Origin of the sequence: Caenispirillum salinarum AK4 (assembly GCF_000315795.1) — a bacterium.
In the GTDB taxonomy this organism is placed as follows: Bacteria; Pseudomonadota; Alphaproteobacteria; order Rhodospirillales; family Rhodospirillaceae; genus Caenispirillum; species Caenispirillum salinarum.
The window spans coordinates 226,148-247,363 of sequence record NZ_ANHY01000007.1; the positions used below are offsets into that span (position 1 = coordinate 226,148).

26 protein-coding genes are annotated in these 21,216 nt (G+C 69.4%); 22 read left to right on the plus strand and 4 right to left on the minus strand.

Going from position 1 to position 21,216, the window contains the following annotated elements:
* The first annotated feature begins 5 nt into the window (after positions 1–5).
* From C882_RS09365 to C882_RS23115, 13 genes are all read left to right on the plus strand, one after another.
* Complete coding sequence (locus C882_RS09365) at positions 6–989, plus strand: ABC transporter substrate-binding protein (protein WP_043644490.1); 984 nt, start codon at positions 6–8, stop codon at positions 987–989.
* 191 nt (positions 990–1,180) lie between these two features.
* Positions 1,181–1,660 (plus strand): Na+/H+ antiporter subunit E, encoded by a 480-nt coding sequence (locus C882_RS09370; protein ID WP_009540346.1) that lies wholly within the window; start codon positions 1,181–1,183, stop codon positions 1,658–1,660.
* Positions 1,660–1,950: a monovalent cation/H+ antiporter complex subunit F gene (locus C882_RS09375; protein WP_009540347.1), complete on the plus strand. Its 291-nt coding sequence runs from the start codon at positions 1,660–1,662 to the stop codon at positions 1,948–1,950. The genes C882_RS09370 and C882_RS09375 overlap by 1 nt, the downstream gene beginning before the upstream one ends.
* Positions 1,951–1,955: 5 nt before the next feature.
* Positions 1,956–2,381, plus strand: coding sequence for a monovalent cation/H(+) antiporter subunit G (gene mnhG, locus C882_RS09380; RefSeq protein ID WP_083875756.1), 426 nt, complete (start codon positions 1,956–1,958; stop codon positions 2,379–2,381).
* Positions 2,378–2,947: a DUF4040 domain-containing protein gene (locus C882_RS09385; RefSeq protein ID WP_009540349.1), complete on the plus strand. Its 570-nt coding sequence runs from the start codon at positions 2,378–2,380 to the stop codon at positions 2,945–2,947. The genes mnhG and C882_RS09385 overlap by 4 nt, the downstream gene beginning before the upstream one ends.
* Positions 2,944–3,360 (plus strand): Na(+)/H(+) antiporter subunit B, encoded by a 417-nt coding sequence (locus C882_RS09390; protein WP_009540350.1) that lies wholly within the window; start codon positions 2,944–2,946, stop codon positions 3,358–3,360. The genes C882_RS09385 and C882_RS09390 overlap by 4 nt, the downstream gene beginning before the upstream one ends.
* Entirely contained in the window at positions 3,360–3,818 is a 459-nt protein-coding gene (locus C882_RS09395) for a cation:proton antiporter subunit C (RefSeq protein ID WP_009540351.1), read from the plus strand. The genes C882_RS09390 and C882_RS09395 overlap by 1 nt, the downstream gene beginning before the upstream one ends.
* Positions 3,815–5,305 (plus strand): monovalent cation/H+ antiporter subunit D family protein, encoded by a 1,491-nt coding sequence (locus tag C882_RS09400; RefSeq protein WP_009540352.1) that lies wholly within the window; start codon positions 3,815–3,817, stop codon positions 5,303–5,305. The genes C882_RS09395 and C882_RS09400 overlap by 4 nt, the downstream gene beginning before the upstream one ends.
* Positions 5,302–6,795 (plus strand): monovalent cation/H+ antiporter subunit D family protein, encoded by a 1,494-nt coding sequence (locus tag C882_RS09405; protein ID WP_009540353.1) that lies wholly within the window; start codon positions 5,302–5,304, stop codon positions 6,793–6,795. Before C882_RS09400 ends, C882_RS09405 begins: the two co-directional genes overlap by 4 nt.
* Positions 6,792–7,076 (plus strand): hypothetical protein, encoded by a 285-nt coding sequence (locus tag C882_RS09410; RefSeq protein ID WP_009540354.1) that lies wholly within the window; start codon positions 6,792–6,794, stop codon positions 7,074–7,076. Before C882_RS09405 ends, C882_RS09410 begins: the two co-directional genes overlap by 4 nt.
* A complete protein-coding gene (locus C882_RS09415) occupies positions 7,063–8,763 on the plus strand; it encodes a Na(+)/H(+) antiporter subunit D (RefSeq protein ID WP_009540355.1) in 1,701 nt (566 codons plus the stop codon). The genes C882_RS09410 and C882_RS09415 overlap by 14 nt, the downstream gene beginning before the upstream one ends.
* 119 nt (positions 8,764–8,882) lie before the next feature.
* Positions 8,883–9,893 (plus strand): ChaN family lipoprotein, encoded by a 1,011-nt coding sequence (locus C882_RS09420; RefSeq protein WP_009540356.1) that lies wholly within the window; start codon positions 8,883–8,885, stop codon positions 9,891–9,893.
* A gap of 65 nt (positions 9,894–9,958) precedes the next feature.
* On the plus strand, positions 9,959–10,399 hold the full coding sequence (locus C882_RS23115; protein WP_160166780.1) for an OmpA family protein: 441 nt from the start codon (positions 9,959–9,961) through the stop codon (positions 10,397–10,399).
* Positions 10,400–10,405: 6 nt separating this feature from the next.
* Here the strand turns inward: C882_RS23115 and C882_RS09430 are convergent, their stop codons facing one another.
* Entirely contained in the window at positions 10,406–11,008 is a 603-nt protein-coding gene (locus C882_RS09430) for a Panacea domain-containing protein (RefSeq protein ID WP_009540358.1), read from the minus strand.
* A 169-nt stretch (positions 11,009–11,177) separates the two neighbouring features.
* Here C882_RS09430 and C882_RS23120 point away from each other — a divergent pair, with 169 nt between their 5' ends.
* The 3 genes from C882_RS23120 (at position 11,178) to C882_RS09445 (ending at position 14,626) form a co-directional block, all read left to right on the plus strand.
* Positions 11,178–13,922, plus strand: a complete 2,745-nt coding sequence (locus tag C882_RS23120) for an intermembrane phospholipid transport protein YdbH family protein (RefSeq protein WP_009540359.1) — start codon at positions 11,178–11,180, stop codon at positions 13,920–13,922.
* A 114-nt stretch (positions 13,923–14,036) separates the two neighbouring features.
* Positions 14,037–14,252: a YnbE family lipoprotein gene (locus C882_RS09440; protein WP_009540360.1), complete on the plus strand. Its 216-nt coding sequence runs from the start codon at positions 14,037–14,039 to the stop codon at positions 14,250–14,252.
* Between the two features lie 38 nt (positions 14,253–14,290).
* Entirely contained in the window at positions 14,291–14,626 is a 336-nt protein-coding gene (locus tag C882_RS09445) for a YdbL family protein (RefSeq protein WP_009540361.1), read from the plus strand.
* Positions 14,627–14,680: 54 nt separating this feature from the next.
* Here C882_RS09445 and C882_RS09450 read toward each other — a convergent pair whose 3' ends face one another.
* Positions 14,681–15,118, minus strand: coding sequence for a hypothetical protein (locus tag C882_RS09450; RefSeq protein WP_009540362.1), 438 nt, complete (start codon positions 15,116–15,118; stop codon positions 14,681–14,683).
* A 264-nt stretch (positions 15,119–15,382) separates the two neighbouring features.
* Here C882_RS09450 and C882_RS09455 point away from each other — a divergent pair, with 264 nt between their 5' ends.
* Both C882_RS09455 and C882_RS23125 read left to right on the plus strand, forming a co-directional pair.
* Positions 15,383–15,925, plus strand: a complete 543-nt coding sequence (locus C882_RS09455; RefSeq protein ID WP_009540363.1) for a glycine cleavage system protein R — start codon at positions 15,383–15,385, stop codon at positions 15,923–15,925.
* Positions 15,925–16,401, plus strand: coding sequence for a hypothetical protein (locus C882_RS23125; protein ID WP_009540364.1), 477 nt, complete (start codon positions 15,925–15,927; stop codon positions 16,399–16,401). The genes C882_RS09455 and C882_RS23125 overlap by 1 nt, the downstream gene beginning before the upstream one ends.
* Position 16,402: 1 nt before the next feature.
* Here C882_RS23125 and C882_RS09470 read toward each other — a convergent pair whose 3' ends face one another.
* A complete protein-coding gene (locus C882_RS09470; RefSeq protein WP_009540365.1) occupies positions 16,403–17,146 on the minus strand; it encodes a Crp/Fnr family transcriptional regulator in 744 nt (247 codons plus the stop codon).
* Positions 17,147–17,228: 82 nt separating this feature from the next.
* Here C882_RS09470 and C882_RS09475 point away from each other — a divergent pair, with 82 nt between their 5' ends.
* The 4 genes from C882_RS09475 (at position 17,229) to C882_RS09490 (ending at position 20,428) form a co-directional block, all read left to right on the plus strand.
* Entirely contained in the window at positions 17,229–17,852 is a 624-nt protein-coding gene (locus C882_RS09475) for an ABC transporter ATP-binding protein (RefSeq protein WP_009540366.1), read from the plus strand.
* On the plus strand, positions 17,849–18,655 hold the full coding sequence (locus C882_RS09480; protein ID WP_009540367.1) for an ABC transporter permease: 807 nt from the start codon (positions 17,849–17,851) through the stop codon (positions 18,653–18,655). The genes C882_RS09475 and C882_RS09480 overlap by 4 nt, the downstream gene beginning before the upstream one ends.
* 232 nt (positions 18,656–18,887) lie before the next feature.
* Positions 18,888–19,940, plus strand: a complete 1,053-nt coding sequence (dusA, locus tag C882_RS09485; RefSeq protein WP_043644499.1) for a tRNA dihydrouridine(20/20a) synthase DusA — start codon at positions 18,888–18,890, stop codon at positions 19,938–19,940.
* Complete coding sequence (locus C882_RS09490) at positions 19,937–20,428, plus strand: Mut7-C RNAse domain-containing protein (RefSeq protein WP_009540370.1); 492 nt, start codon at positions 19,937–19,939, stop codon at positions 20,426–20,428. The genes dusA and C882_RS09490 overlap by 4 nt, the downstream gene beginning before the upstream one ends.
* Here C882_RS09490 and phnF read toward each other — a convergent pair.
* Positions 20,425–21,159 (minus strand): phosphonate metabolism transcriptional regulator PhnF, encoded by a 735-nt coding sequence (phnF, locus tag C882_RS09495; protein ID WP_009540371.1) that lies wholly within the window; start codon positions 21,157–21,159, stop codon positions 20,425–20,427. The genes C882_RS09490 and phnF overlap by 4 nt on opposite strands.
* Positions 21,160–21,216 lie beyond the last annotated feature (57 nt).

Sequence of the window (21,216 nt, forward strand, 5' to 3'; positions counted from 1 at the left end):
AGCGCATGTTCAACCGCCGTCTCACCCGGTTCGCGGCCGCCGCCTGCGCCGCCGCGGGCCTGATGCTCGGGGCCGCCGCGCCCGCCGCCGCCCAGGACCAGCAGGCGCCGCAGAAGCTGACCCTGCTGCTGGACTGGTTCGTCAATCCCGACCACGCGCCGCTGGTGGTTGCCCAGAAGAAGGGCTACTTCGCCGATGAGGGGCTGGAGGTGGAGCTGGTCGCCCCGGCCGACCCCAACGACCCGCCCAAGCTGGTCGCCGCCGGCAAGGCGGACGTGGCCGTCGGCTACCAGCCGCAGCTCCACCTGCAGGCGGCCGAGGGCCTGCCGCTCAAGCGCATCGGCACCCTGGTGGCGACGCCGCTGAACTCGCTGGTGACGCTGCAGGACAGCGGCATCGAGACGCTCGCCGACCTGAAGGGGAAGACGGTGGGCTTCTCCGTCGGCGGGTTTGAGGACGCGCTGCTCGGCACCATGCTCGATTCCGTGGGCCTGAGCCTGGACGACGTGACGCTGGTCAACGTCAACTTCGCCCTGTCGCCGGCGCTGCTGTCGGGCCAGGTGGATGCCGTGATCGGTGCCTTCCGCAATTTCGAGCTGAACCAACTGGCCATCGAGGGCGCCTCCGGCCGCGCCTTCTATCCCGAGGAACACGGCGTGCCCCCCTATGACGAGCTGATCCTGCTCGCCAACGCCGAGCGCGCCGCCGAGCCCGTCTTCGCCCGGCTGGTGGACGCCATCGAGCGCGGCACCCAATACCTGATCAACCATCCCGACGAAAGCTGGGAGCTGTTCATCCAGGCCTACCCGGACCTGGACGACGAGTTGAACCGCCGCGCCTGGGGCGACACCCTGCCCCGCTTCGCCCTGACGCCGGCCGCCCTGGACGTCGGCCGATACGACCGGTTCGCCGAATACCTTAAGGCGCAGGGCATGATCGACAGCGTGCCGCCGGTATCAGACTACGCTGTCGCACCGACGCGGCGGTAAAGGCCGCCCAGGAACATCCGTGCTGGGTGCAGGCCGGCGGGGTTCAACCGACCCCGCCGGCTTTTTTTCTTTGACCCGGACGCTTGGGATTCTATTTTCGGCTCTCTCGCCTTTCGGTCGCGTTGATGATCGAAGGGTATCCACGGCGTCCGGCGGGGCGCCGCCACATGCGTTTCCGGGAGCCTTCCTTCGTGTTTCACGCCGTCGGTCTCGGCTTGGTGATGTATCTGCTCTGGCTCGTGCTGTCAGGCCATTACACGGGCCTGCTGATGACGCTGGGCGCGATATCCTGTGCCTTCATCGTGTGGATCGTCCACCGCATGGACGCCATCGACCACGAAGCCTTTCCCGTCCATCTCAGCCTTCGGGGCACGGTCTTCTGGCCCTGGCTGCTGTGGGAAATCGTGAAGAGCAACGTGGACGTGGCCAAAATCATCCTCGACCCGCGGCTGCCCATCAGCCCCACCGTCGTGCGGGTACCGGCCAGCCAGAAGACCGAGTTCGGCCGCGTGATCTTCGCCAATTCCATCACGCTGACGCCCGGCACCATGTCGGTCCACATGGAAGACCACACCATCGTCGTGCATGCCCTGACCCGCTCCGGCGCGGACGGGCTGCTGAATGACGACGAGATGGACCGCCGCGTCTGCAAGTTGGAGGGCTCCTGCTGATGTTCATCGCCGCCGCCGCCGCCATCCTGGCAACCATTGCCATGGCCATCGCGCGCGCCGTGAAGGGCCCCAGCGTGTGGGACCGCATCCTGGCGGCCAACATGGTGGGGACCAAGACGGTGCTGCTGATCGCCGTGCTGGGCTTTCTGACCAACCGGCCGGAGTGGGGCGACATCGCGCTGGCCTACACGCTGATCAACTTCGTCGGCGTCATCGCGGTCCTGAAGTTCTTCCGCTACCGGAGCCTGGGCGGCCCGTCCTCCGGCATCGACGACGTGGGCGAGGTGTGACCGCCATGGACTGGGAGCTTCTGCGCGACGGCCTGTCCTGGGCCATGCTTCTGGGCGGCGCCGCCTTCTCGCTGATCGGCGGGCTGGGCATCCTGCGCATGCCCGACATCTATACCCGGATGCACGCGGCCTCGCTGACCGACACGATGGGCGCCATCCTCATTTTGGGCGGCCTGATGATCCAGGGCGGACTGACGCTGGTGACCGCGAAGCTGGTGCTGACGCTGTTCTTCCTGCTGTTCACCAGCCCCGTCTCCACCCACGCGCTGGCTGCCGCCGCGCTCACCGATACGCGGACGGCGCTGCAGGCCCGCGACGACGGCACCCTGGCCCCCACCGAGGTGGACCTGCCCGATGACCAGGATGCGCTGGACATCGCCGCCGACGAGGCCGCGCGCCAGTCCATCCGGGACGAGGAGTCGCGCGCATGACGCTTGTCATCGACGTTTTTCTGTTCCTGTTCCTGATGATCACGGCCGTCGCCATGGCGCGCATGAACAGCCTGTTCGGCGTGGTGATGATGTCGGGCATATACAGCCTGCTGTCGGCAGCGCTGTTCATGGTGATGGACGCCCCCGACGTCGCCTTCACCGAGGCCGCCGTGGGCGCGGGCATTTCCACGGTGCTCATGCTGGGCACGCTCGCGCTGGTGGGCCGCGTGCAGAAGCCGGCCCTGCGCCGCCACCACTTCGCCGCCCTGGGGATCGTCATCGTCACCGGCATCGCGCTGGCCTACGGTACCTATGACCTGCCCGCCTTCGGCGACGCCGACAACCCCGTGCAGACCAGCACGGTGACCGAGCGGTACGTGGACGTCTCGGGCCGCGAGATCGGCATTCCCAACATCGTGACCAGCGTGCTGGCCAGCTATCGCGGCTATGACACCCTGGGCGAGACCGTGGTGGTGTTCACCGCCGCCGTCGCCGTGCTGGTGCTGCTCGGCCGCGCCCGGCGGCGCGGCGTCACGGGCGAGGAACGGGAGAGCGATCTGCAATGATGCACCGTCACCCCATCCTGCGCGCCGTCTCCAAGCTGCTGATCGCCCCGATCATGCTGTTCGCGCTCTATGTTCAGTTCCACGGTGACTACGGGCCGGGCGGCGGCTTCCAGGCCGGCGTCATCCTGGCCGTGGCGTTCATCCTCTATGCCCTGATGTTCGGCGTCGAGACCGCACGGCGCGTGGCACCCATGTGGATGCTGCGTTTCCTGACCGCCTTCGGCGTGCTGCTTTATGGCGGCACGGGTGTGGTCGGCATCCTGTTGGGCGGCGCCTTCCTCGACTACAACGTGTTGGCCGCAGACCCCAAGGCCGGCCAGCACATCGGCATCCTGCTGGTGGAAGGGGGCGTGGGCATCACCGTGGCCTCGGTCATGATCGTGCTGTTCTTCACGTTCGCGGGGCGCAAGTGATGGACAACCTGCTCCAAATCATCATCGACCACTACAACTACTGGATCGTCATCATTTTGATGATGATCGGGTTCTACGTGGTGATCGCGCGCGGCAACCTGGTCAAGAAGCTGGTGGGTCTGAACATCTTTCAGACAAGCGTCTTTCTGCTCTACATCAGCGTCGGCAACGTCATGGGCGGCACCGCGCCCATCCTTGTCAGCGAGGCCGCCGAGGCGCGCCCCGACGCCCAGGTGCTTTACACCAACCCGCTGACGAGCGTGCTGATCCTGACCGCCATCGTGGTCGGGGTGGCGACCACGTCGCTGGGCCTGGCGCTGGTGGTGCGCATCAAGGAAAGCTACGGGACCATGGAAGAGGACGAGATCATCGACATGGACCAGGCCGAGGACAAGGCCGAGCGGGACCGCCTGCGCGGGCCGACGCCGGAAGAGATCGCGGAGGGTCATCCGTCGTGACCCTTCTGCCCCACCTCGCCGCCCTCCAGGTCGTCATTCCCCTGCTCGCCGCCCCCATTTGCATCATGCTTCGCCGCCCCGGGCTGGCCTGGGGTTTCGCGACGCTGGTGTCGCTGACCGATTTCGTAATTTCGCTCGGCCTGCTGTGGCAGGTACAGACCGACGGCCCGTTCTCCTACGCCATCGGCAACTGGGCCGCGCCCTGGGGCATCGAATACCGCGTCGACGCCCTGGCGGCCTACATGCTGGTCATCATCTCGGCCATGGGCGCGGCGGTCATGCTGTTCGCCCGGCGCTCCATCGAGGCCGAGATCGAGCACGCCCGCATCTACCTGTTCTATACCTGCTACCTGCTGTGCCTGACGGGCCTGCTGGGCATGGTGATCACGGGCGACGCCTTCAACCTGTTCGTCTTCCTGGAGATTTCGGCGCTTTCCAGCTACGCCATGATCGCACTGGGGCGCGGCCGGCGGGCGCTGACGGCGGCCTATCACTACCTGATCCTGGGCACGGTGGGCGCGACCTTCTACGTCATCGGCGTCGGCCTCGTGTACTCCCTGACCGGCACCCTGAACATGGCCGACCTGTCGCGCCTGCTGCCCCAGGCCGCCGGTTACCGCACGCTTGAGGTCGCACTGGCCTTCATCACCGTCGGGGTGGCGCTGAAACTGGCCCTGTTCCCGTTGCACAAGTGGCTGCCGGATGCCTACTCCTATGCGCCGTCGGTGGTGTCGGCCTTCCTGGCGTCGACGGCCACCAAGGTGGCGCTTTACGTCCTGATCCGGCTGTTCTTCACCGTCTTCGGCGCCAGCTACCTGACCGAGGGCATTCCGGTGGCCGAGGTGCTGCTGGTGACTGCCATCGCCGCCATGTTCTCGGGCTCGGCCGTGGCCATCTGGCAGGCCGACCTCAAGCGCAGCCTGGCCTATTCCTCGGTCGCGCAGATCGGATACATGGTGCTGGGCGTGGCGCTGATTTCGGCCGCCGGCATGGCGGCGGGGCTGCTTCACCTGTTCAACCACGCACTGATGAAGGCGTGCCTGTTCCTGGCGCTGGGCGCGGTGTTCTACCGCCTGAAGTCGGTCAACATCCGCGACATGGAGGGCATCGCCCGCCAGATGCCGCTGACCATGGGCGCCTTCGTCGTCGGGGGGCTGAGCCTGATCGGCGTGCCGCTGACCGCCGGCTTCATTTCCAAGTGGTACCTCATGCTCGCAAGCTTCCAGGACGGCCGCTGGTGGCTGGCCGTACTCATCGTGCTGTCGAGCCTGCTGGCCGTGGTCTACGTTTGGCGGGTGGTGGAAGCCGCCTACCTGCGGCCCCGCCCGCACGGGGCGCCGGCCGTGCGCGAGGCCCCCATGAGCCTGCTCGCGCCTCTGTGGGGCTTGGCGCTCGCCAACATCTGGTTCGGCCTTGATACCAGCTACTCCTACGGCGCCGCGCAGTGGGCCGCCGAAGCGCTGTTCCGGGCGGGAGGCCTGCTATGAACCCGCTGCTCTGGATGCTGGTGACGCCGCTGATTGGCGGCGTCGGGATCCTGCTCGCCAACCGTCAGCCCAACGCGCGTGAAGGCGTGACGATCCTGACGGCGGCCGCCCTGATCTGGCAGGTCTGGGGCCTGGCGCCCGAGGTGTTGGCCGGCGGCCGGCCGGAGGCGAGCTTCTTCGAGATCGTGCCCGGCATCGAGCTGGCCTTCCGGGTCGAGCCGCTGGGCATGTTGTTCGCGCTGGTGGCCTCGGGGTTGTGGATCATCGCCTCGGCCTATTCCATCGGCTACATGCGCGGCAACCACGAGAAGCACCAGACGCGCTTCTACCTGTTCTTCGCCGTGTCCATCGCCGCCACCATCGGCGTGGCGTTCTCGGCCAACCTGTTCACGTTGTTCGTCTTCTACGAGGCGCTGACGCTGGCGACCTATCCGCTGGTCACCCACGCGGGCTCCGCCAAGGCGCGCCAGGGCGGGCGCACGTACTTGGGCATCCTGATCGCCACCTCGATCGGGCTGCTGCTGACGGCCATAATCTGGACGTGGTGGGCGACCGGCACCACCGAGTTCACCCCCGGCGGCATCCTGGGGCAGGAGATCGTGGGGCCGGAAGTCGGGCTGCTGCTGTTCCTGTTCATGTTCGGCATCGGCAAGGCGGCGCTCATGCCCATCCACCGCTGGCTGCCGGCGGCCATGGTGGCGCCGACGCCGGTCTCGGCCCTGCTGCATGCCGTGGCGGTGGTGAAGGCGGGCGTGTTCTCGGTCATCAAGGTGATCGTCTACGTCTTCGGCTGGGAGAACCTGGCCGCCACCCCCAGCGCCGAGTGGCTGCTGTACGTGGCGGGCGGGACCATCGTCGTCGCCTCGCTGATCGCCATGCGGCAGGACAACCTGAAGCGCCGGCTGGCGTATTCCACCGTCAGCCAGCTGTCCTACGTGACCATGGCCGCGGCCATCCTGGCGCCGTTGTCGCTGGTGGGCGCGGCCCTGCACATCGCCGCCCACGCGCTGGGCAAGATCACGCTGTTCTTCGCCGCCGGCGCCATCCACACCGCCGCCCACAAGGACTATGTAAGCCAGCTGGACGGCATCGGCCGGCGCATGCCCTGGACCATGGGCGCCTTCGCCGTCGGGGCCCTGTCCATGATCGGCGTGCCGCCGACCGCCGGCTTCATCTCCAAGTGGTACATGCTGCTGGGCGCCTATGACGTGCAGGCGTGGTTCGCCGTCGGCGTCATCACGCTGTCGACGCTGCTGAACGCCGCCTACTTCCTGCCCATCGTCTATGCGGCCTTCTTCAAGCCGGAAAAGCCCGTGCACGCGGACGGGCACGCCCACACGCACCACAACCACGACTACAGCAACCACGGCGAGGCGCCCTGGCCCTCGGTCGTCGCCCTGACCCTGACGGCGGCGGGCACCGTGGCGCTGTTCTTCTTCGCCGAAATGCCGCTGGACCTGGCGCGCCAGATGATCGAGGCCACGCCATGAGCAAGACGCCCGAAACCACCGGCCCGCGCAAGAGCCCAGGGCAGGAGGACAGCGGCGGCCTGTCGCTGCCGCCCCTGCCCTGGCTGATCGGCGCCGCTGTCGTGCTGGCCGTGCTGGTGGGCGCGGATGCCGTAATTGACTTCAAGCCGCACTTCGGCGTCGACGGCATCTTCGGTTTCCACGCCGCCTACGGCCTCCTGAGCGGCCTGTTCGTGGTGATCGTCGCCAAGATCGCCGGCATCTTCCTGAAGCGGACGGACACGTACTATGACGCAGATTAGCGCCCTGGTGCCGCCCGGCGTCATCCTCATGATCGGCGGGCTCCTGCTGGCCCTGCTGCGCGGCGCACCCGCTGCCCGCGCCGTGATCCTGCCGCTGGCCCCGCTCGTGACCCTGTGGGCCGTCTGGCAGGTGCCGGACGCCGTGGTGATGTCGGCGGCCTTCCTGGACTACCGGCTGGACATCGTGGAGGGCGGCGCCCTATCGCGCCTGTTCGCCACCATCTTCGCCATCATGGCCTTCCTGGGCGGCCTCTATGCCATGAAGCGCGACAGCGTCATGGAACTGGCCGCCGCCTTCATCTACGCCGGCGGCGCCGTCGGTGTCTGCTTTGCCGGCGACCTGGTGACGCTGTTCGTCTTCTGGGAGGTCATGGCCATCGCCTCGGCGACCGTCATCTGGGCCAACCGGACCGAGGGCTCCTTCGCCGCGGGCATGCGCTACCTGTTCATCCACCTGCTGGGCGGCGTGCTGCTCATGGCGGGCATCGCCGCCTGGGTGATGGAGACCGGCTCGCTGGAGCTGGAGGCCATGGCCCCAGCCGACGTCGCGACGTGGCTCATGCTGGCCGGCGTGCTGGTCAACGCCGGCGCGCCGCCGCTGTGGGCCTGGGTGGGCGACGCCTATCCCGAAGCCTCGTGGTCGGGCACGGTGTTCCTGTCCGCGTTCACCACCAAGACCGCCGTCTACGTGGTGCTGGTGCTGTTCCCGGGCGTGGCGCTGCTGACGTGGATCGGCCTGGCGATGATCGTCTACGGCATCATCTACGCGCTGCTGGACAACGACATTCGCCGCATCCTGGCGTATTCCATCGTCAACCAGGTCGGCTTCATGCTGGTCGCCGCGGGCATCGGCACGGAGATGGCCCTGAACGGCGCGGCGGCCCATGCCTTCGCACACATCATCTACAAGGCGCTGCTGCTGATGTCGGCCGGCGCGGTGCTCTACCAGACCGGCATCCGCAAGGCCACCGACCTGGGCGGGCTGGCGAAGACCATGCCCATCACCGCCATCTGCGGCATCATCGGCGCCTTTGCCATCGCCGGCTTCCCGGCCACCTCGGGCTATGTCAGCAAGTCGCTGATCACCACCGCCGCCGCCGACGCACACCTGGCCTGGGTGTGGTTCCCGCTGGAGACGGCGTCGGCGGCCACCTTCGTCTACCTGGGCCTGCGCTGGCCGTGGCTGATCTTCTTCGGCAAGAACAACAGCGGCCTGACGCCCAAGGACCCGCCGCCGACCATGACCGCCGCCATGGTGCTGACGGCCGTGCTGTGCATCGGCGTCGGCATCTGGCCGTCGGCGCTCTATGGCCTGCTGCCGGTTCCGCCGGACTACAGCCCCTACAGCGTCTACAAGGTGGTCCACCAGCTTCAGCTCCTGCTGTTCGCCGGGCTCGCGTTCTTCGCGCTGAAGCCCCTGCTGCGGCCCAAGCGCACCGTCACGCTGGACTTCGACTGGTTCTACCGCCGGTTCGGCACCTTCCTGGCCGCGGAGTTCGGGATGCGCGGCGTGCGCGCCGGCGGCAGCGTGCTCGACATCTTCCAGGGCGGCCTGCGCCGTTTCGTCACCTTCGTCGAGACCCACCACGGCCCCGGCGGCCTGCTGGCGCGCACCTGGGCGACCAGCACGGCGGTGTTCGGCGTGGTGCTGCTGCTGCTGATCTATCTGATCATCTATTTCGTCTAGAAGGGCGGGCCGCCGCTCCTGCAAGACCCGACGACAAGGCCGGAAAGCCGACGGTGGTTTTCCGGCCTTGTGCTATCCATATGAGCGGCTGGAGATTTCCTCGACCTCGGGAGACCGCCGTGCTTCGACACCTCGTCCTGTCCGCCGCCGCGGTGCTTGCCGCCTCTGCCGTTGGCCCCGCCATGGCCGCCGATCCTCCGGGCGCGCCCTGGCAGTCGCCGCTGTTGCAGGACCACCCGCTGGTCGGCACCTTCGTGGAGGCCTCCACGGGCGTGACGCTGTCGGCCGAAGAGGCACTGTCGCGCGCCGCCGACGCGCGCTACCTGATCCTGGGGGAGCGCCACGACAACCCCGACCACCACGACCTCCAGGCCTGGGCGACAGAACAGGTGGTGGAGCGCAGCCGGCGGCCCGCCATCGTCTACGAGATGTTCGAGGCCGACGAGCAGGACGAGATCGACGCCTTCCTGGCCGGGGCTCCCGCCGACGCCGCCGGTCTGGGCGAGGCCGTGAACTGGGCGGAGTCCGGCTGGCCGGCATGGGAGCACTACCGCCCCATGGCCGATACCGCCGTCGCGCACGGGCTGCCCATCCTGGCCGGAAACCTGGCGCGCGACACCATCCGCGACATCGCCCGCCAGGGCCTGGACTCCCTGCCCGACGACCAGGTGAACCGGCTGGGCCTGCTGGAGGCCGACGAGCCCGCCATCCTGGCCGGCATGACCCGCGACGTGGACGAAGGCCACTGCAACCTCATGCCCGAAGACGCCATTGCGCCCATGGTCACCGTGCAGCGCGCCCGCGACGCCCGCATGGCCGCGACCATGGCGCAGGGGCTTGAGGCCGACGGCACCGATCAGGCCATTCTCATCACGGGCAACGGCCACGCGCGCACCGATCGCGGCGTGCCCTTGCGCCTGCGCCAGATGGATGTCGCGCCCGAGGACATTCTGGTGATCGCTCCCATGGAGGTGCGCGAGGGCATGACCACGGTCGCCGACTATGCCGAGGCCTGGGGCGGGGAGAGCTTCAACGCGCCGTTCGACATCCTGTACTTCACGCCGCGGCTGGACATGGTCGATCATTGCGAGGAACTCCGCGCCCGAATGGAGAAGAAGAAGGCGGAGTAGCGCCCGCATACCACCTTGGTCTAAATTACCCCTTCCGATCAAACCGCCCGGAAGAGGTCATGCCCATGGTGTTCCGCTCCCTCGCCCTCGCTGCCACCATCGCCTCCGCCGCCGTTGCGGTTCCCGACGCCCGTGCGGCGGACCCGGACTGCCACCGCGTCGCCCGCGGCGGCCAGACGGCGCGGGCGACTGTCTACTTCGACACCGGCAAGACCACGATCGCCGCCCACCACCGCAAGGAGCTGGAGCGCGTCGCATATGACGCCAAGTACCAGATCAAGGTCTGTCTCATCGGTCAGGCGGACCGCCAAGGCAACCCGGAGTACAACAAGCGCCTGGCGCTCAAGCGGGCGCAGGCGGTGCGGGCGCTGCTCATCGACTATGGCGTTCCGGCGGGCGTGCTGGTGCCGGTGTCGGTCGGCGAGGCCTACGGCGCTTTCGGGGGCGACTACAAGGACGGGCAGGAGCGCCGCGTGGAGGTCCATTTCCCGCGGCGCTACGAGTGATCGGCCCTACTCCTCGGTCCGGCCGCTGCCCAGCGAGCGCGGCATCCACTTGTGGACGTTCACCGGCCGGCCCTTGTGGCTGCGCATGACGCGCGGGCGCAGAACGTCGGTCAGCGCCGGGGCGGCGCCGGGCTCGCCCGCCTCACCGGCACCGGCCTCCGGCTTGCGGTCGGCAGCGCCCTTGCGGCCGTAGAAGTCCATCATGGACTTGAGCGTGATTTCCTCGCCCGGTCCGTTGGCGGCGATGGCGTCGCGGTAAGGGGCGTGGTTCTTGGTCAGCTTGGTCAGGTGCTCGGCGGAATGGGCGCCGAACTTGCGCCACACGCTGTCGAGAAGCTGCTTGGCGTCGTCGGGCACCCGGCGCGTTTCCACGTCGGGCCGGCCGTTTTCGAAGGCGCGGTAGATGGTGGGCTCCAGCGGCCCCATCTGGTCGGCCACGAAGGTCGCGGGCATCAGCTTGCGCCCCCGCGAAGCCACGGCGAAGTACGCCTGCGCCAAATACAGAAGCCGGTGCAGCTTCTGCGGCTGGAGGTATTCGTTGTCGTCCAGCGCCCGGTCGAGCATCCAGAACGCTACGTCGAACGACGAGTCGGCAGCGATACGCCTCATGGCGTGCCTCCGGAACCGATTGATCCTGATTGCGTTCCCAGGACAATAGACTGTCCACGCCGGGGCGCAAGACCCGCCGGTGCTTGACGACGGCGGCGCAGGCTCCGACTGTTGTCGAAACGGATGGGGCCTGCGTCTCCCATCCCTCTCGGGAGCCCGCCACCGTCCCATGTCCCGCCGCTTCATCATCACCCTTCTGATCGTCATCGTGACGCTGATCGCGCTCGGCGCTGCCTTCTGGCGGTCCCTGCCCGCGATCGCCGAGCATCTGGTGATTTCCCGCCTGGAGGCGCAGGGGCTCGGCCCTGTGGAAGCGGAAGTGGCCCACGTCGACCTCGGTGGCGCCCGACTGGCGCGCCTGACGCTGGGCGATGGTACGGTGGCGGTCTCGGGCGCGACGCTGGCATGGCGGCCGCGCGCGCTGGCGCCGGAGTCGCTGACCATCGACTCGCTGCGCCTGACCGGCCGCTGGACCGCAGAGGACGGGCTGAGCCTGGGCCCGCTGGACACGCTGCTGGCTGGCGCGGAGGACGGCGAGCCGGCGGCGGACGGCCCCTCTCTGCCCGTGCCCCGGATCGAACTGCGCGATGCCCGCGCCGAGATCACCCTGCCCGACGGTACCCTTACCGCCACCGCCCGGGGCACCATTCTGCGCGCCGAACCCGGTCCGGCCCTGGACCTGACGGCAGAGGTGGACGCGCCGGGACTGGCCGGCCGCGTCAGCTTTCAGGGAACCGCCGCCGGCTCCGGCGCCACCCCCGTCACCGGCGAGGGGCGGGTGCAACTGACGGCGGCCGGCTTCACCGCCCCCGGCGTTGCCGGCGCCATCAACGGCGACGTTTCGGCCATGGTCGCCATCGGGGCGGATACGGTGACCGTAACGGCGGAAGATCCAGTATCACTCACCCTGCGCGACCTTGCCCCGGCCCTGGCCGCACCGCTGGCCGACGTTCTGCCGGCCGGGGCCGCGGCGGATGCGCCGGTGCGGATCACCCTGTCCGGCCCCGACGGCCGCGCGCCCGTCTTCACCGTCAGCGGCCTCGGCGATCCGGCATCCCTGGCCGTGGCGAGCGACGGCCTGCGGCTGGCGGCGGAGACGGGCGAAGCCCGGGCCGCCGCCTCCGCCGCCGGGTCCCTGCGGCTGGAAGACGGCTTGCCGACGGCCGCCCTGCACGACCTTGCGGCCGAGGCTTCGGGACTGGTGGTCGGCGGCGTGCCGGTCGCGGGCACGCTGGCGAACGGCAATGCCACCCTCAGCGCCGCCGGGATCGCTGCGGAAGGCGATATTGCGCTGTCGACGGGCGCGGCGGTCGTGGGCGACATCGCCGCCCAGGCGGCTGCGCTGGACGCCCGGCTGCGCCTCAGCACCCAGGCGGACGGCACCGGCGCCCTCTATGCCGAGCGCGGGACGCTGCGGGTCGAAGGGCTGCGGCCAGCGCCGGATCTGGCCGTGACGGCGCCCGTGGTGCTCACTCTGACCGAAACGGAGGCGCCCCTCGTCCGCCTGTCTCCGCTGGAAGACAGTGACGGGTTGCGGGCCGACATCCAGGCCGCCTTCGCCGACCCGGAGCTGCGCCTGCGCCGGACCACGGGCAACGGCGCCAGGCTGATCCGCGCCGCCTTCGACCGGCTGGCCGTGGAGGCCGTGGCGCGCCTGCCGGACGGCACGCCACCGGAGGTGACGGCGATGGACCTGGAGGGATCGGGCGGCCTGCTGGCGGTCGACGCCATTTCGGTGACCGGCGCCACCCTCGACGCCGCCCTCGGCCCCGACGGCCCCCGCCTGTCGGTCAGCGGCCGCATGACCGCGCTGCCTGGCGAGCCTGCCGCTTTGGCCGAGCGCTCTCCGCTGCGTCCCTACCGCCTGTCGCTGACCGCCTCCCCCACGGCCGAATCCGGGACCCCGGAGCGGTTCGCGCTGGAGGTGGACCTGCGCGACGCGGCGCAAACGCGGTTGGCCTCGGCCACCGGCTGGGCCGACCTGGCCGAGGGCACCGGTCGCCTGCGACTGGACATGCCGCGCCAGGTCTTCGACCCCAAGGCGCTGCGGCCCGAACACCTGCACGGGGCCCTCGGCACCTTCGCCAGCGGCGTCACCGGCGCTGTCGCGGCCGAGGGAACACTGGCCTGGGGGCCGGAAGGCCTTGACCCCGACCTCAACCTCATGCTGCGGGACCTGTCGCTGAGCCAGGGGTTCGTGACGCTCCGCCGCATCAACGGCGTCATCCGCCTCACCAGCCTGGACCCCTTGCGCACGCCGCTGGGCCAGACGGTTTCCGTCGCCGCCGTGGAAGCCGGCCTGCCGCTGACCGACGTGACGGCGGACTTCCAGCTCGACGGCGACCGCCTGCACATCGACAGCGCCCGCGCCACCCTCGCCGACGGGACGCTGACGGCCGATCCGGCAAGCCTGCCGCTGGACCTCGCCAATGGCACCATGACCCTGCGGGTGCGCGACATGCGCCTGGCGCCGCTGGTGAACCTGCTGGACATCGAGGGGCTGAACGCCGCAGGCGCCCTGGGCGGCGAGATCCCGCTGCGGTTCGCCGGCGGCGACGTGGTCATCGACAACGCCGTGCTGCGCAGCCAAGGGCCCGACCGCGTCGCCTATGCACCGGAGGCCCCGCCCGACGCCCTGTCCGGCGGCGGCCAGAGCGTCGACATGGTGATGGAGGCGCTGGAGGACTTCCGCTACAACACCCTGCGCGTCACCGTGGACGGCCGGGCCAGCGGCCAGTTGACGGTGACGCTGCACATCTCCGGCCACAATCCCGCCTTCTATGACGGCTATCCCGTGGAGTTCAACCTGAGCGTCAGCGGCGCCCTGGCGGAAGCCGTTCAGGCCGGCCTGCAGGGCTATCAGGTGCCCGACCGCATCCGCGAGCGCATGATGAACTTCCAGAACGGGCAGTAAGCCGCAGCCATCTTTATCAAAAAGAGGCGTGACGCGCCTTACGATCGCCATTATCAATGGTTTGAATCCATGGTGACGGGGACACGCCGTCCCGCGTGCCCGAGGGAGACCCGGATGTTCCGCTCTGCAGCCTCCATGCCCACAGCCCTGCCCGCCGCGCTGGCGGTGCTCGCGGCACTGGCCGTCGCCGGCTGCCAGCCCACCGTGAAGGTGGAGGCGCCCGACAAGCCGATCGTGATCAACCTGAACGTCAAGATTGAACAGGAAGTCCGCGTCAAAGTGGAAAAAGACGTGGAAGACCTGCTCGAGGACCGCAAGGACCTGTTCTGAGGGGTCCGCCGATGGAGGGACGTATGATGTCGTTGCGAATGTTGCGCCGCCTCGCCGCCGGCTTCCTGGTGCTGCTGGGCCTCGCGGTCGCCGCGCCCACGGGCGCGCTGGCGCTGGACCTGGATACGGCGCGCGCGCAGGGGCTGGTGGGGGAGCGCTACGACGGCCTCATCGGCCCGGTGCAGGGCGGCGGTGAGGTACAGGCGCTGGTGGCCCGCATCAATTCCGAGCGCATGGAGGAATACCGCCGGATCGCCGAACAGCGCGGCGTGCCGGTCTCGGCCGTGCAGAAGCTTGTGGGCGAGAAACTGGTGAACAATGCCGCGCCGGGCACCTTCGTCATGACGCCGTCGGGCGACTGGCGGAAGAAGTAGGCCCGGCCGCGCGCCGGCTCGACCGCCAGCGCCGGCGCCGGGGCTGCCGCCGGCTCAGTGGAGACGGTTGTATTCCGTGCCCAGCCGCGGCGGGCCCAGGCGGATGACGTCGTAGACGATTTCGTAGCGCTTCGCGACACTGCCGAAATTGACGATAAGCCCCGGCGGCGGGTCGGGCGTGAAGGCCTGATAGTAGAACAGGGTGCGGTCGACCTCGAAGCTGGTGAGCATGGACCCGAAGCGCGAGGCGACGATGGGCCGCCGGTGCTTCTTGTGGTGCCAGTCCAGGCCGCCGCCGCCATGCCCGCTGCCTTCGCCATGGTCCTCGTCGTCGCGCACCGCCTCTTCCTGCGGTCCGGCGCCATCGGCGGGCAGCAGTCCCTCGATCGGCATGGCCTCGTCCGGCGAGAACGCCGACCGGCCCGCCGAAGGCGTGCGGGCGGTGGTGGCGGCTGCGAAGGCCGAGCCGAGCTTGCCGGCGGCGAGGGACATGGCGGAGAAAACTCCTTGGGCACGATTTCTTACTATTTAGTTTAGGTCTCCCCCGCTCCGCGTCAATCGCGTGACGGTGAAATCGGACCGTTCGCCTGCGCAACACCTTGCGCATCTTCCGGGAGTCCCGCGCAATCCCTTGCGTTCGGCCCCTTCGCCGCGCCATGATCGCAGGATGCCGGTCGGGCCGCCCGCCCGTCGCCGAAGGCGCGGCGGCGCCTGCGCCCGATCCGCGACTCGAACGACACCTCCGAAAGGCGCCCCATGAGCCACAACCTGCTCGTCACCCTGTTCTGCCCCGACCGCACCGGTCTGGTGGCGGCCGTCACCGGCCAGTTGTTCGACATGGGCCTCAACCTGGGCGATACCACCTTCGCCGTCCTCGGCACCGGGGCCGAGTTCACCGCCGTGTGCGAGGCGCCGGACGACGTTTCCTCCGACGACGTGGAAGGCGCGTTGAAGGGACTGCCCGAAGCCGAGGACGCCCGGGTCGAGGTCCGCCCCTTCGGCCTGGACCCGGTTGCCGACCCCTCCGGCCGCATCACCCACCGCGTCTACGTGCGCGGCGGCGACCGACCGGGACTGGTCGCCCGCATGGCCGAAGTGTTCGGGCAGTACGAGGCCAACATCGTACGCATGAGCGCCGAGCACATGCCCGACCTCGCCGGCGGCCAGTACGTGGTGCGCTTCGACGTCAACATTCCCGCCACGGCCGTCGAGCGGTGCCTGAACACCGCCGCCAACACGGCCGGCGAACTGCATCTGACCTGCCATGTGGAAGGCGTCGAACGCTCGGTAACCGCCTGATGGAGAACAGTCGCGTCCTTATCGACAGCCCGGTGCCGCCGGACGACCTGCCGGCGGTGATGCCGGGCGACCTGGTGCGCGCCTGGGACGCGGCGACCATTGCCGCCGAACTGGGGCTGGAGGTCGATCCCCGCGCCACCGGCGGCATCACCTTTCGCGGGCCGGGCGGCGAGGTCACTCTGCTGTTCGAGGACGTGGACGCCCAGGTGTGGATCGCCGGGCTGGAGCGCACGACCGGCCTGGACAGCCCGCACGGCATCTCGGTGTGCTTCCGGCTGCTGGGCCTGATCGAACTGATGGCGACGGCGGCCTGGATGCGCGGCCTGTTCGACATCGGGGGGCCCGAAGGGCCGGACATCCACCCGGCCCTGTTCCGCGTGGCCGCCACCATGCCGCTGGGCCGCGACGCCCGCTTCGACCCGCGCGAGTTCGAGCGCCGCACCCGCCCGCTGGTCGGGCCGCGCATGCTGAACTGACCTATTCCCCGGCCGCCTCGCGCAAGGGCTCGGTGTGGCAGCGGAAGCGGTTGGACCGCACTTCCGTGACAAGGCCCGAGCGCTTGAAGTCCGCCACCACGCGGCTGGCGGTTTCCGTGGTCACGCCCAGCATGGCGCCCAGATCCTCACGCGAGAACAGTTCCACCTCGGGCTCCGGCGTACAGGCGGGCTCCACCTCGGCCAGGTGCAGGAACAGCCGGGCCACCCGCGACCGCGCAGACCCGGTCGACAGGCCGGTCAACCATTCATCTGCCTGTCGCACCTGGGCGTGCCAGCGCTTCATGAGCTGTGTGTGCAGGCGCGGCGTTTCCACCGACAGGCGCTTGACCACCTCGCGCGGCAGGCGGCAAACCAGCGCCGGACGCAGGACCACGGCGCTGTGCTCGTACGCCTCGCCCACCAGAACCTCCAGCCCCGCCGTGTCGCCCCGGCGCAGAAGGCGCACGATGCGCTGGCCGCCGTCGGGCAGGTACTGCACCAGCTTGACCAGCCCCGACCGCACGGTGAACAGCGCCCGCCCCTCGTCGCCGGCGTTGTAGAGCGTTGATCCGGCGCCGAATTCCAGTTCGTCGATAGGCAGGTGGATGAGGTCGAAGTCGTCTTCCTGAAGGTCCGCGAACAGAGCGAGGTCCCGGATGGTGCACCCGGCGCATTCCGCCTGTCCCTTCCAGGCCGCTTCGATCCTGCTCTTTCGCAAAGTATCCTCGCCGGTTGGCCGCCGCATCGACGGTCGAAATTTCAGTGCCGCCAATTTAGGATCATCCGGACCTCCCGAAAAGGGATAACCGTCGCAAGGATTTATACCCGTGCCCGCCGACGCTTCGCAGTCCGCTCCGCTGCTGGAGGCGCGCGATCTCTCGCGCCCGCCGCTGGGGCCCGTGTCGCTGACGCTCGGCGCCGGCCGATGCCTGGCCGTGACGGGCCCGTCAGGCGCGGGCAAGTCGCTGCTGCTGCGGGCGCTGGCGGACCTGGACCCGGCGGAGGGAACGGTGCTGTTCCAGGGCACGGAGCGCAGAACACTGCCCGCGCCGGAGTGGCGGCGGCGGGTGTGCTATGTCGCCGCCGACTCCGGCTGGTGGGCTGAAACGGTTGCGGAGCACATGCCGGCCGACAAAGCAGCATGGCGGCCGCTGATGCAGGCAGTGGGGCTGTCAGACGCGGCGGACTGGCCGGTGTCGCGCCTGTCCAGCGGCGAACGTCAGCGGCTCAGCGTGGTGCGGGCCCTGGCCCGGCGGCCGGCGGTGCTGCTGCTGGACGAACCGACGGCGAACCTGGACGCCGAGGCCGCCGCCACCGTGGAAGCCCTGATCCGCCACGCGCTGGACGACGGCACCGGCATCATCCTCACCAGCCATGACCCGGCCCAGGTGGACCGCCTGGCCGACCACCGCCTGCGCCTGCGCGCCGGACACATGGAGCCCGCCCCATGATCGAGACGGCCGAACCGCTCTCCTGGCTGGACCTGGCATGGTCGGCGGCGCTGATCCTGCTGGCGGGCGGGTTGTCCGTGGTGTGGAACCTGGGCATCCATCGGCGGCTGCTCATCGCCGCCGCGCGCGCCACCGTGCAGCTTCTGCTGCTTGCGCTGGTGCTCGAGGCGCTGTTCGCCACCGCCTCCCCCTGGCTGACCGCGGCGGCGGCGGCCGTCATGCTGGGATTCGCGGGGCGGGAAATTTTCGGCCGCCAGGACCGGCGCCTCGCCGGCGGCTGGGGCTACGGCGTCGGGGGTGCGGCGATCACGGTGGCGGCGAGCGTCGTGACGCTGTTCGCGCTGACCACATCGGTCCGTCCGGATCCCTGGTACGACGCCCGCTACGCCATCCCGCTCCTCGGCATGATCCTGGGCAACGTAATGACGGGCATCGCGGTGGGGCTGAACACGCTGACTGCCGCCTGTGCGCGCGAGACGGCTGCCATCGAGGCACAACTCGCGCTCGGCGCGACGCGGTGGGAGGCGCTGAACGCTCCCATCCGCCACGCCCTGCGCACGGGGCTCATCGGCATCGTCAACAGCATGGCGGCGGCGGGCATCGTGTTCATTCCCGGCATGATGACGGGCCAGATCCTGGCGGGGCAATCGCCGGAGCAGGCGGCACGGTATCAGCTTCTGATCCTGTTCCTCATCGCCGGGGCGACGGCCATCGGCGCGGTGATGGCCGTGCTGCTGGCGGCGGCGCGCCTGACCGACGACCGCCACCGCCTGCGCCTGGATCGGTTACGGGGCACGAAGTGACACCCCCTATGCCACCAGCGCCGTCGCAATGACGGACCACAGGTAGATCATTCCCAGAAGGGCGAGAAGGCCGAAAGTGTCGCGCAGCAGGGCGGCCATGGACATGGTCTGTCTCCTCGTTTGACTCGTGAAGCAGTTCACCAAATGTTCCCTTATGGGCATGAGAACACATGCGGAACGGCAGGTCAACACGGTCTTTCCTCCGTATGCCGCCCGGCCTATATTGCCGCCCATGACCAACACGCCCAGCCGCCCCAGCCCCGTCGACCGCCGCCTGTCCGTCGACCGCCGCCTGTCCGTCGCCCCTATGATGGACTGGACGGACCGGCACGAGCGCGCCTTCCTGCGCTGCCTGACCACGCGCACGCTGCTCTACACCGAGATGGTGGTGACCGGCGCCATCCTGCACGGTCGCGACCCGGAGCGGTTCCTGGGCTACAACACCGATGTGGAGCACCCGCTCGCCCTGCAACTGGGCGGCTCGGACCCGCGCGAGCTGGCCGAGTGCACGAGGATCGCGGCTGAATGGGGGTACGATGAGGTCAACCTCAACTGCGGCTGCCCGTCGGACCGCGTCAGCGCCGGGCGCTTCGGCGCCTGCCTGATGGCGGAGCCGGAGCTGGTGCGCGACTGCCTTTCCGCCATGCGCGAGGCCGCCGGCGAGGCCGGGCCGGAGATCACGGTCAAGCACCGCATCGGCATCGACGACATGGACGGCTACGACCACCTGACGCGCTTCGTCGGCACGGTGGCGGAGTCGGGCGTGCGGAGCTTTTCGGTCCATGCCCGCAAGGCGTGGCTCCAGGGCCTTAGCCCCAAGGAGAACCGGGAAATCCCGCCGCTGCGCCACGACGTGGTCCACCGCCTGAAGCAGGACTTCCCGCACCTGGAAATCATCCTGAACGGCGGCATCAAGTCCGTGCCCGAGGCGCTGACCCACATCGGCCCCACCGACGGCGTGATGATCGGCCGCGCGGCCTATGAAACGCCCTGGTGCCTGCGCGAGGCCGACCATCTGGTGTGGGGGGAGCCGGCCGGAAACGCACCCGCCACCCGGCACGAGGCCGTCCGGCGCTACCTGCCATACATCCAGGCGCGGCTGGACGAGGGCGTGTTCCTCAAGCACATGGCGCGGCACATGCTGGGCCTGTTCCAGGGCGTGCGCGGCGCGCGGGCATGGCGGCGGTATATTTCCGAGAACGCGCCGAACAAGGCGGCCGGCGTGGAGGTCATCGAGGCCGCACTTGAGTGCGTGCCCGAGGACGCCGCCATGCAGGCCGCATGAGCACCCTTCCCGCCTCCGAGGCCGACGCCCGCCGGCTTCTGTGCGATGAAATGCTGGTGGGCCTCGCCCGCTGGCTGCGGGCCGCCGGGCACGACGCGACGACGCCCGTGCGCGGGGAGCCCGACCAGCGCCTGATCGCGCGGGCGGCCGTGCAGGACCGCCTGTTCGTTACCCGCGACCGGCCGATCCTGAAGCACCGCGCCGCCGCGGGGCTGGTGGTGGTGCTGGAGTCCGACGACCTGGACCGCCAGGCCGCAGAACTGCGGGAGCGCCTACGCCTTGACTGGCTCGCCGCGCCCTTCTCCCGCTGCCTTGTCTGCAACGTCCCGGTGGACGAGGCCGGGCCGGAGGATGTGGGCCGCATTCCCGAACAGGCCCGCGCCCTGCCCGGCCCCTTCCGCGTCTGCCCGGAGTGCGACCGCGTCTACTGGCCAGGCAGTCATGAGCGGCGCATGCGGGCACGGCTGGAGACTTGGGCGACCTCTTAGGGCTCTATGACCAGTTGCACCCAGTCCGACGCGAACCGAGTCACGTTGAAGCTGACCGGCCGCCCCTCGCCGTCCACGTCCAGGGCTTCCGTCACCAGCACGGGGCGGCTTTTGGGCTGGTGGAGGAGGTCCGCCTCCGCCCCCGCCGGCATCCGCGCGATGACGCGGGTCCAGGCGCGGGTGTAGTCCTCCACGCCATAGCGCTTGAGCGTTTCCGTCACCGATCCGGTCTCGCGGAACCCGACGTCGAAATCCGGGAAGCGACGGGCCGGAAGGTACTGGGACGACAGGGAAATGCGCCGGTCGTCGGCCATGCCGATGCTGTCGACCATCATCACCTTGTCCTTGCGCGCCACCCCCAGCGCCTCGGCCACCGCCGACTCCGCCTCCACGATCTCGGCGCGGACGAATTCGTGCGCCGCTTCAAGCCCTTGCGCGCTCAGGTTCGAGGAAAAGCGCGTGCGCTTGCCCACCGCGTAGTCAATGACGTGTTCGTGGACGAAGGTGCCGCGCCCCTGCTCCACCCGTAACAGACCTTTCTCTTCCATCTCCGCGAGCGCGCGGCGCACGGTATGGCGGTTGACGGAAAAGCGCGTCGCCAGCTCAAACTCAGTGGGCAGACGCTCGCCGGGCTTGAAGACGCCCTCGCGGATTTCGCTCTCCAGCACGCGCTGGATCTGGCGCCACAGGGCCACGCCCGCGCCGCGCCGCCGATCGAGGCCGTCATCCATTCGTCCAGGTCTCCGCACTGTTTCCGGGGCTTTGCGTCACAAACCTTTCACCGGGCA

Bases quoted from the DNA above. Each gene is read 5' to 3' on its own strand.
- C882_RS09455 (WP_009540363.1), top strand. From the start codon at position 15,383: ATGAGCCACAACCTGCTCGTCACCCTGTTCTGCCCCGACCGCACCGGT.
- C882_RS09405 (WP_009540353.1), top strand. From the start codon at position 5,302: ATGAACCCGCTGCTCTGGATGCTGGTGACGCCGCTGATTGGCGGCGTC.
- C882_RS09450 (WP_009540362.1), bottom strand. From the start codon at position 15,118: ATGTCCCTCGCCGCCGGCAAGCTCGGCTCGGCCTTCGCAGCCGCCACC.
- C882_RS09410 (WP_009540354.1), top strand. From the start codon at position 6,792: ATGAGCAAGACGCCCGAAACCACCGGCCCGCGCAAGAGCCCAGGGCAG.
- C882_RS09430 (WP_009540358.1), bottom strand. From the start codon at position 11,008: ATGAGGCGTATCGCTGCCGACTCGTCGTTCGACGTAGCGTTCTGGATG.
- C882_RS09470 (WP_009540365.1), bottom strand. From the start codon at position 17,146: ATGCGGCGGCCAACCGGCGAGGATACTTTGCGAAAGAGCAGGATCGAA.
- C882_RS23115 (WP_160166780.1), top strand. From the start codon at position 9,959: ATGGTGTTCCGCTCCCTCGCCCTCGCTGCCACCATCGCCTCCGCCGCC.
- C882_RS09390 (WP_009540350.1), top strand. From the start codon at position 2,944: ATGATGCACCGTCACCCCATCCTGCGCGCCGTCTCCAAGCTGCTGATC.
- C882_RS09375 (WP_009540347.1), top strand. From the start codon at position 1,660: ATGTTCATCGCCGCCGCCGCCGCCATCCTGGCAACCATTGCCATGGCC.
- C882_RS23120 (WP_009540359.1), top strand. From the start codon at position 11,178: ATGTCCCGCCGCTTCATCATCACCCTTCTGATCGTCATCGTGACGCTG.
- dusA (WP_043644499.1), top strand. From the start codon at position 18,888: ATGACCAACACGCCCAGCCGCCCCAGCCCCGTCGACCGCCGCCTGTCC.
- C882_RS23125 (WP_009540364.1), top strand. From the start codon at position 15,925: ATGGAGAACAGTCGCGTCCTTATCGACAGCCCGGTGCCGCCGGACGAC.
- C882_RS09415 (WP_009540355.1), top strand. From the start codon at position 7,063: ATGACGCAGATTAGCGCCCTGGTGCCGCCCGGCGTCATCCTCATGATC.
- C882_RS09385 (WP_009540349.1), top strand. From the start codon at position 2,378: ATGACGCTTGTCATCGACGTTTTTCTGTTCCTGTTCCTGATGATCACG.
- mnhG (WP_083875756.1), top strand. From the start codon at position 1,956: ATGGACTGGGAGCTTCTGCGCGACGGCCTGTCCTGGGCCATGCTTCTG.
- phnF (WP_009540371.1), bottom strand. From the start codon at position 21,159: ATGGATGACGGCCTCGATCGGCGGCGCGGCGCGGGCGTGGCCCTGTGG.
- C882_RS09490 (WP_009540370.1), top strand. From the start codon at position 19,937: ATGAGCACCCTTCCCGCCTCCGAGGCCGACGCCCGCCGGCTTCTGTGC.
- C882_RS09480 (WP_009540367.1), top strand. From the start codon at position 17,849: ATGATCGAGACGGCCGAACCGCTCTCCTGGCTGGACCTGGCATGGTCG.
- C882_RS09365 (WP_043644490.1), top strand. From the start codon at position 6: ATGTTCAACCGCCGTCTCACCCGGTTCGCGGCCGCCGCCTGCGCCGCC.
- C882_RS09440 (WP_009540360.1), top strand. From the start codon at position 14,037: ATGTTCCGCTCTGCAGCCTCCATGCCCACAGCCCTGCCCGCCGCGCTG.
- C882_RS09445 (WP_009540361.1), top strand. From the start codon at position 14,291: ATGTTGCGCCGCCTCGCCGCCGGCTTCCTGGTGCTGCTGGGCCTCGCG.
- C882_RS09395 (WP_009540351.1), top strand. From the start codon at position 3,360: ATGGACAACCTGCTCCAAATCATCATCGACCACTACAACTACTGGATC.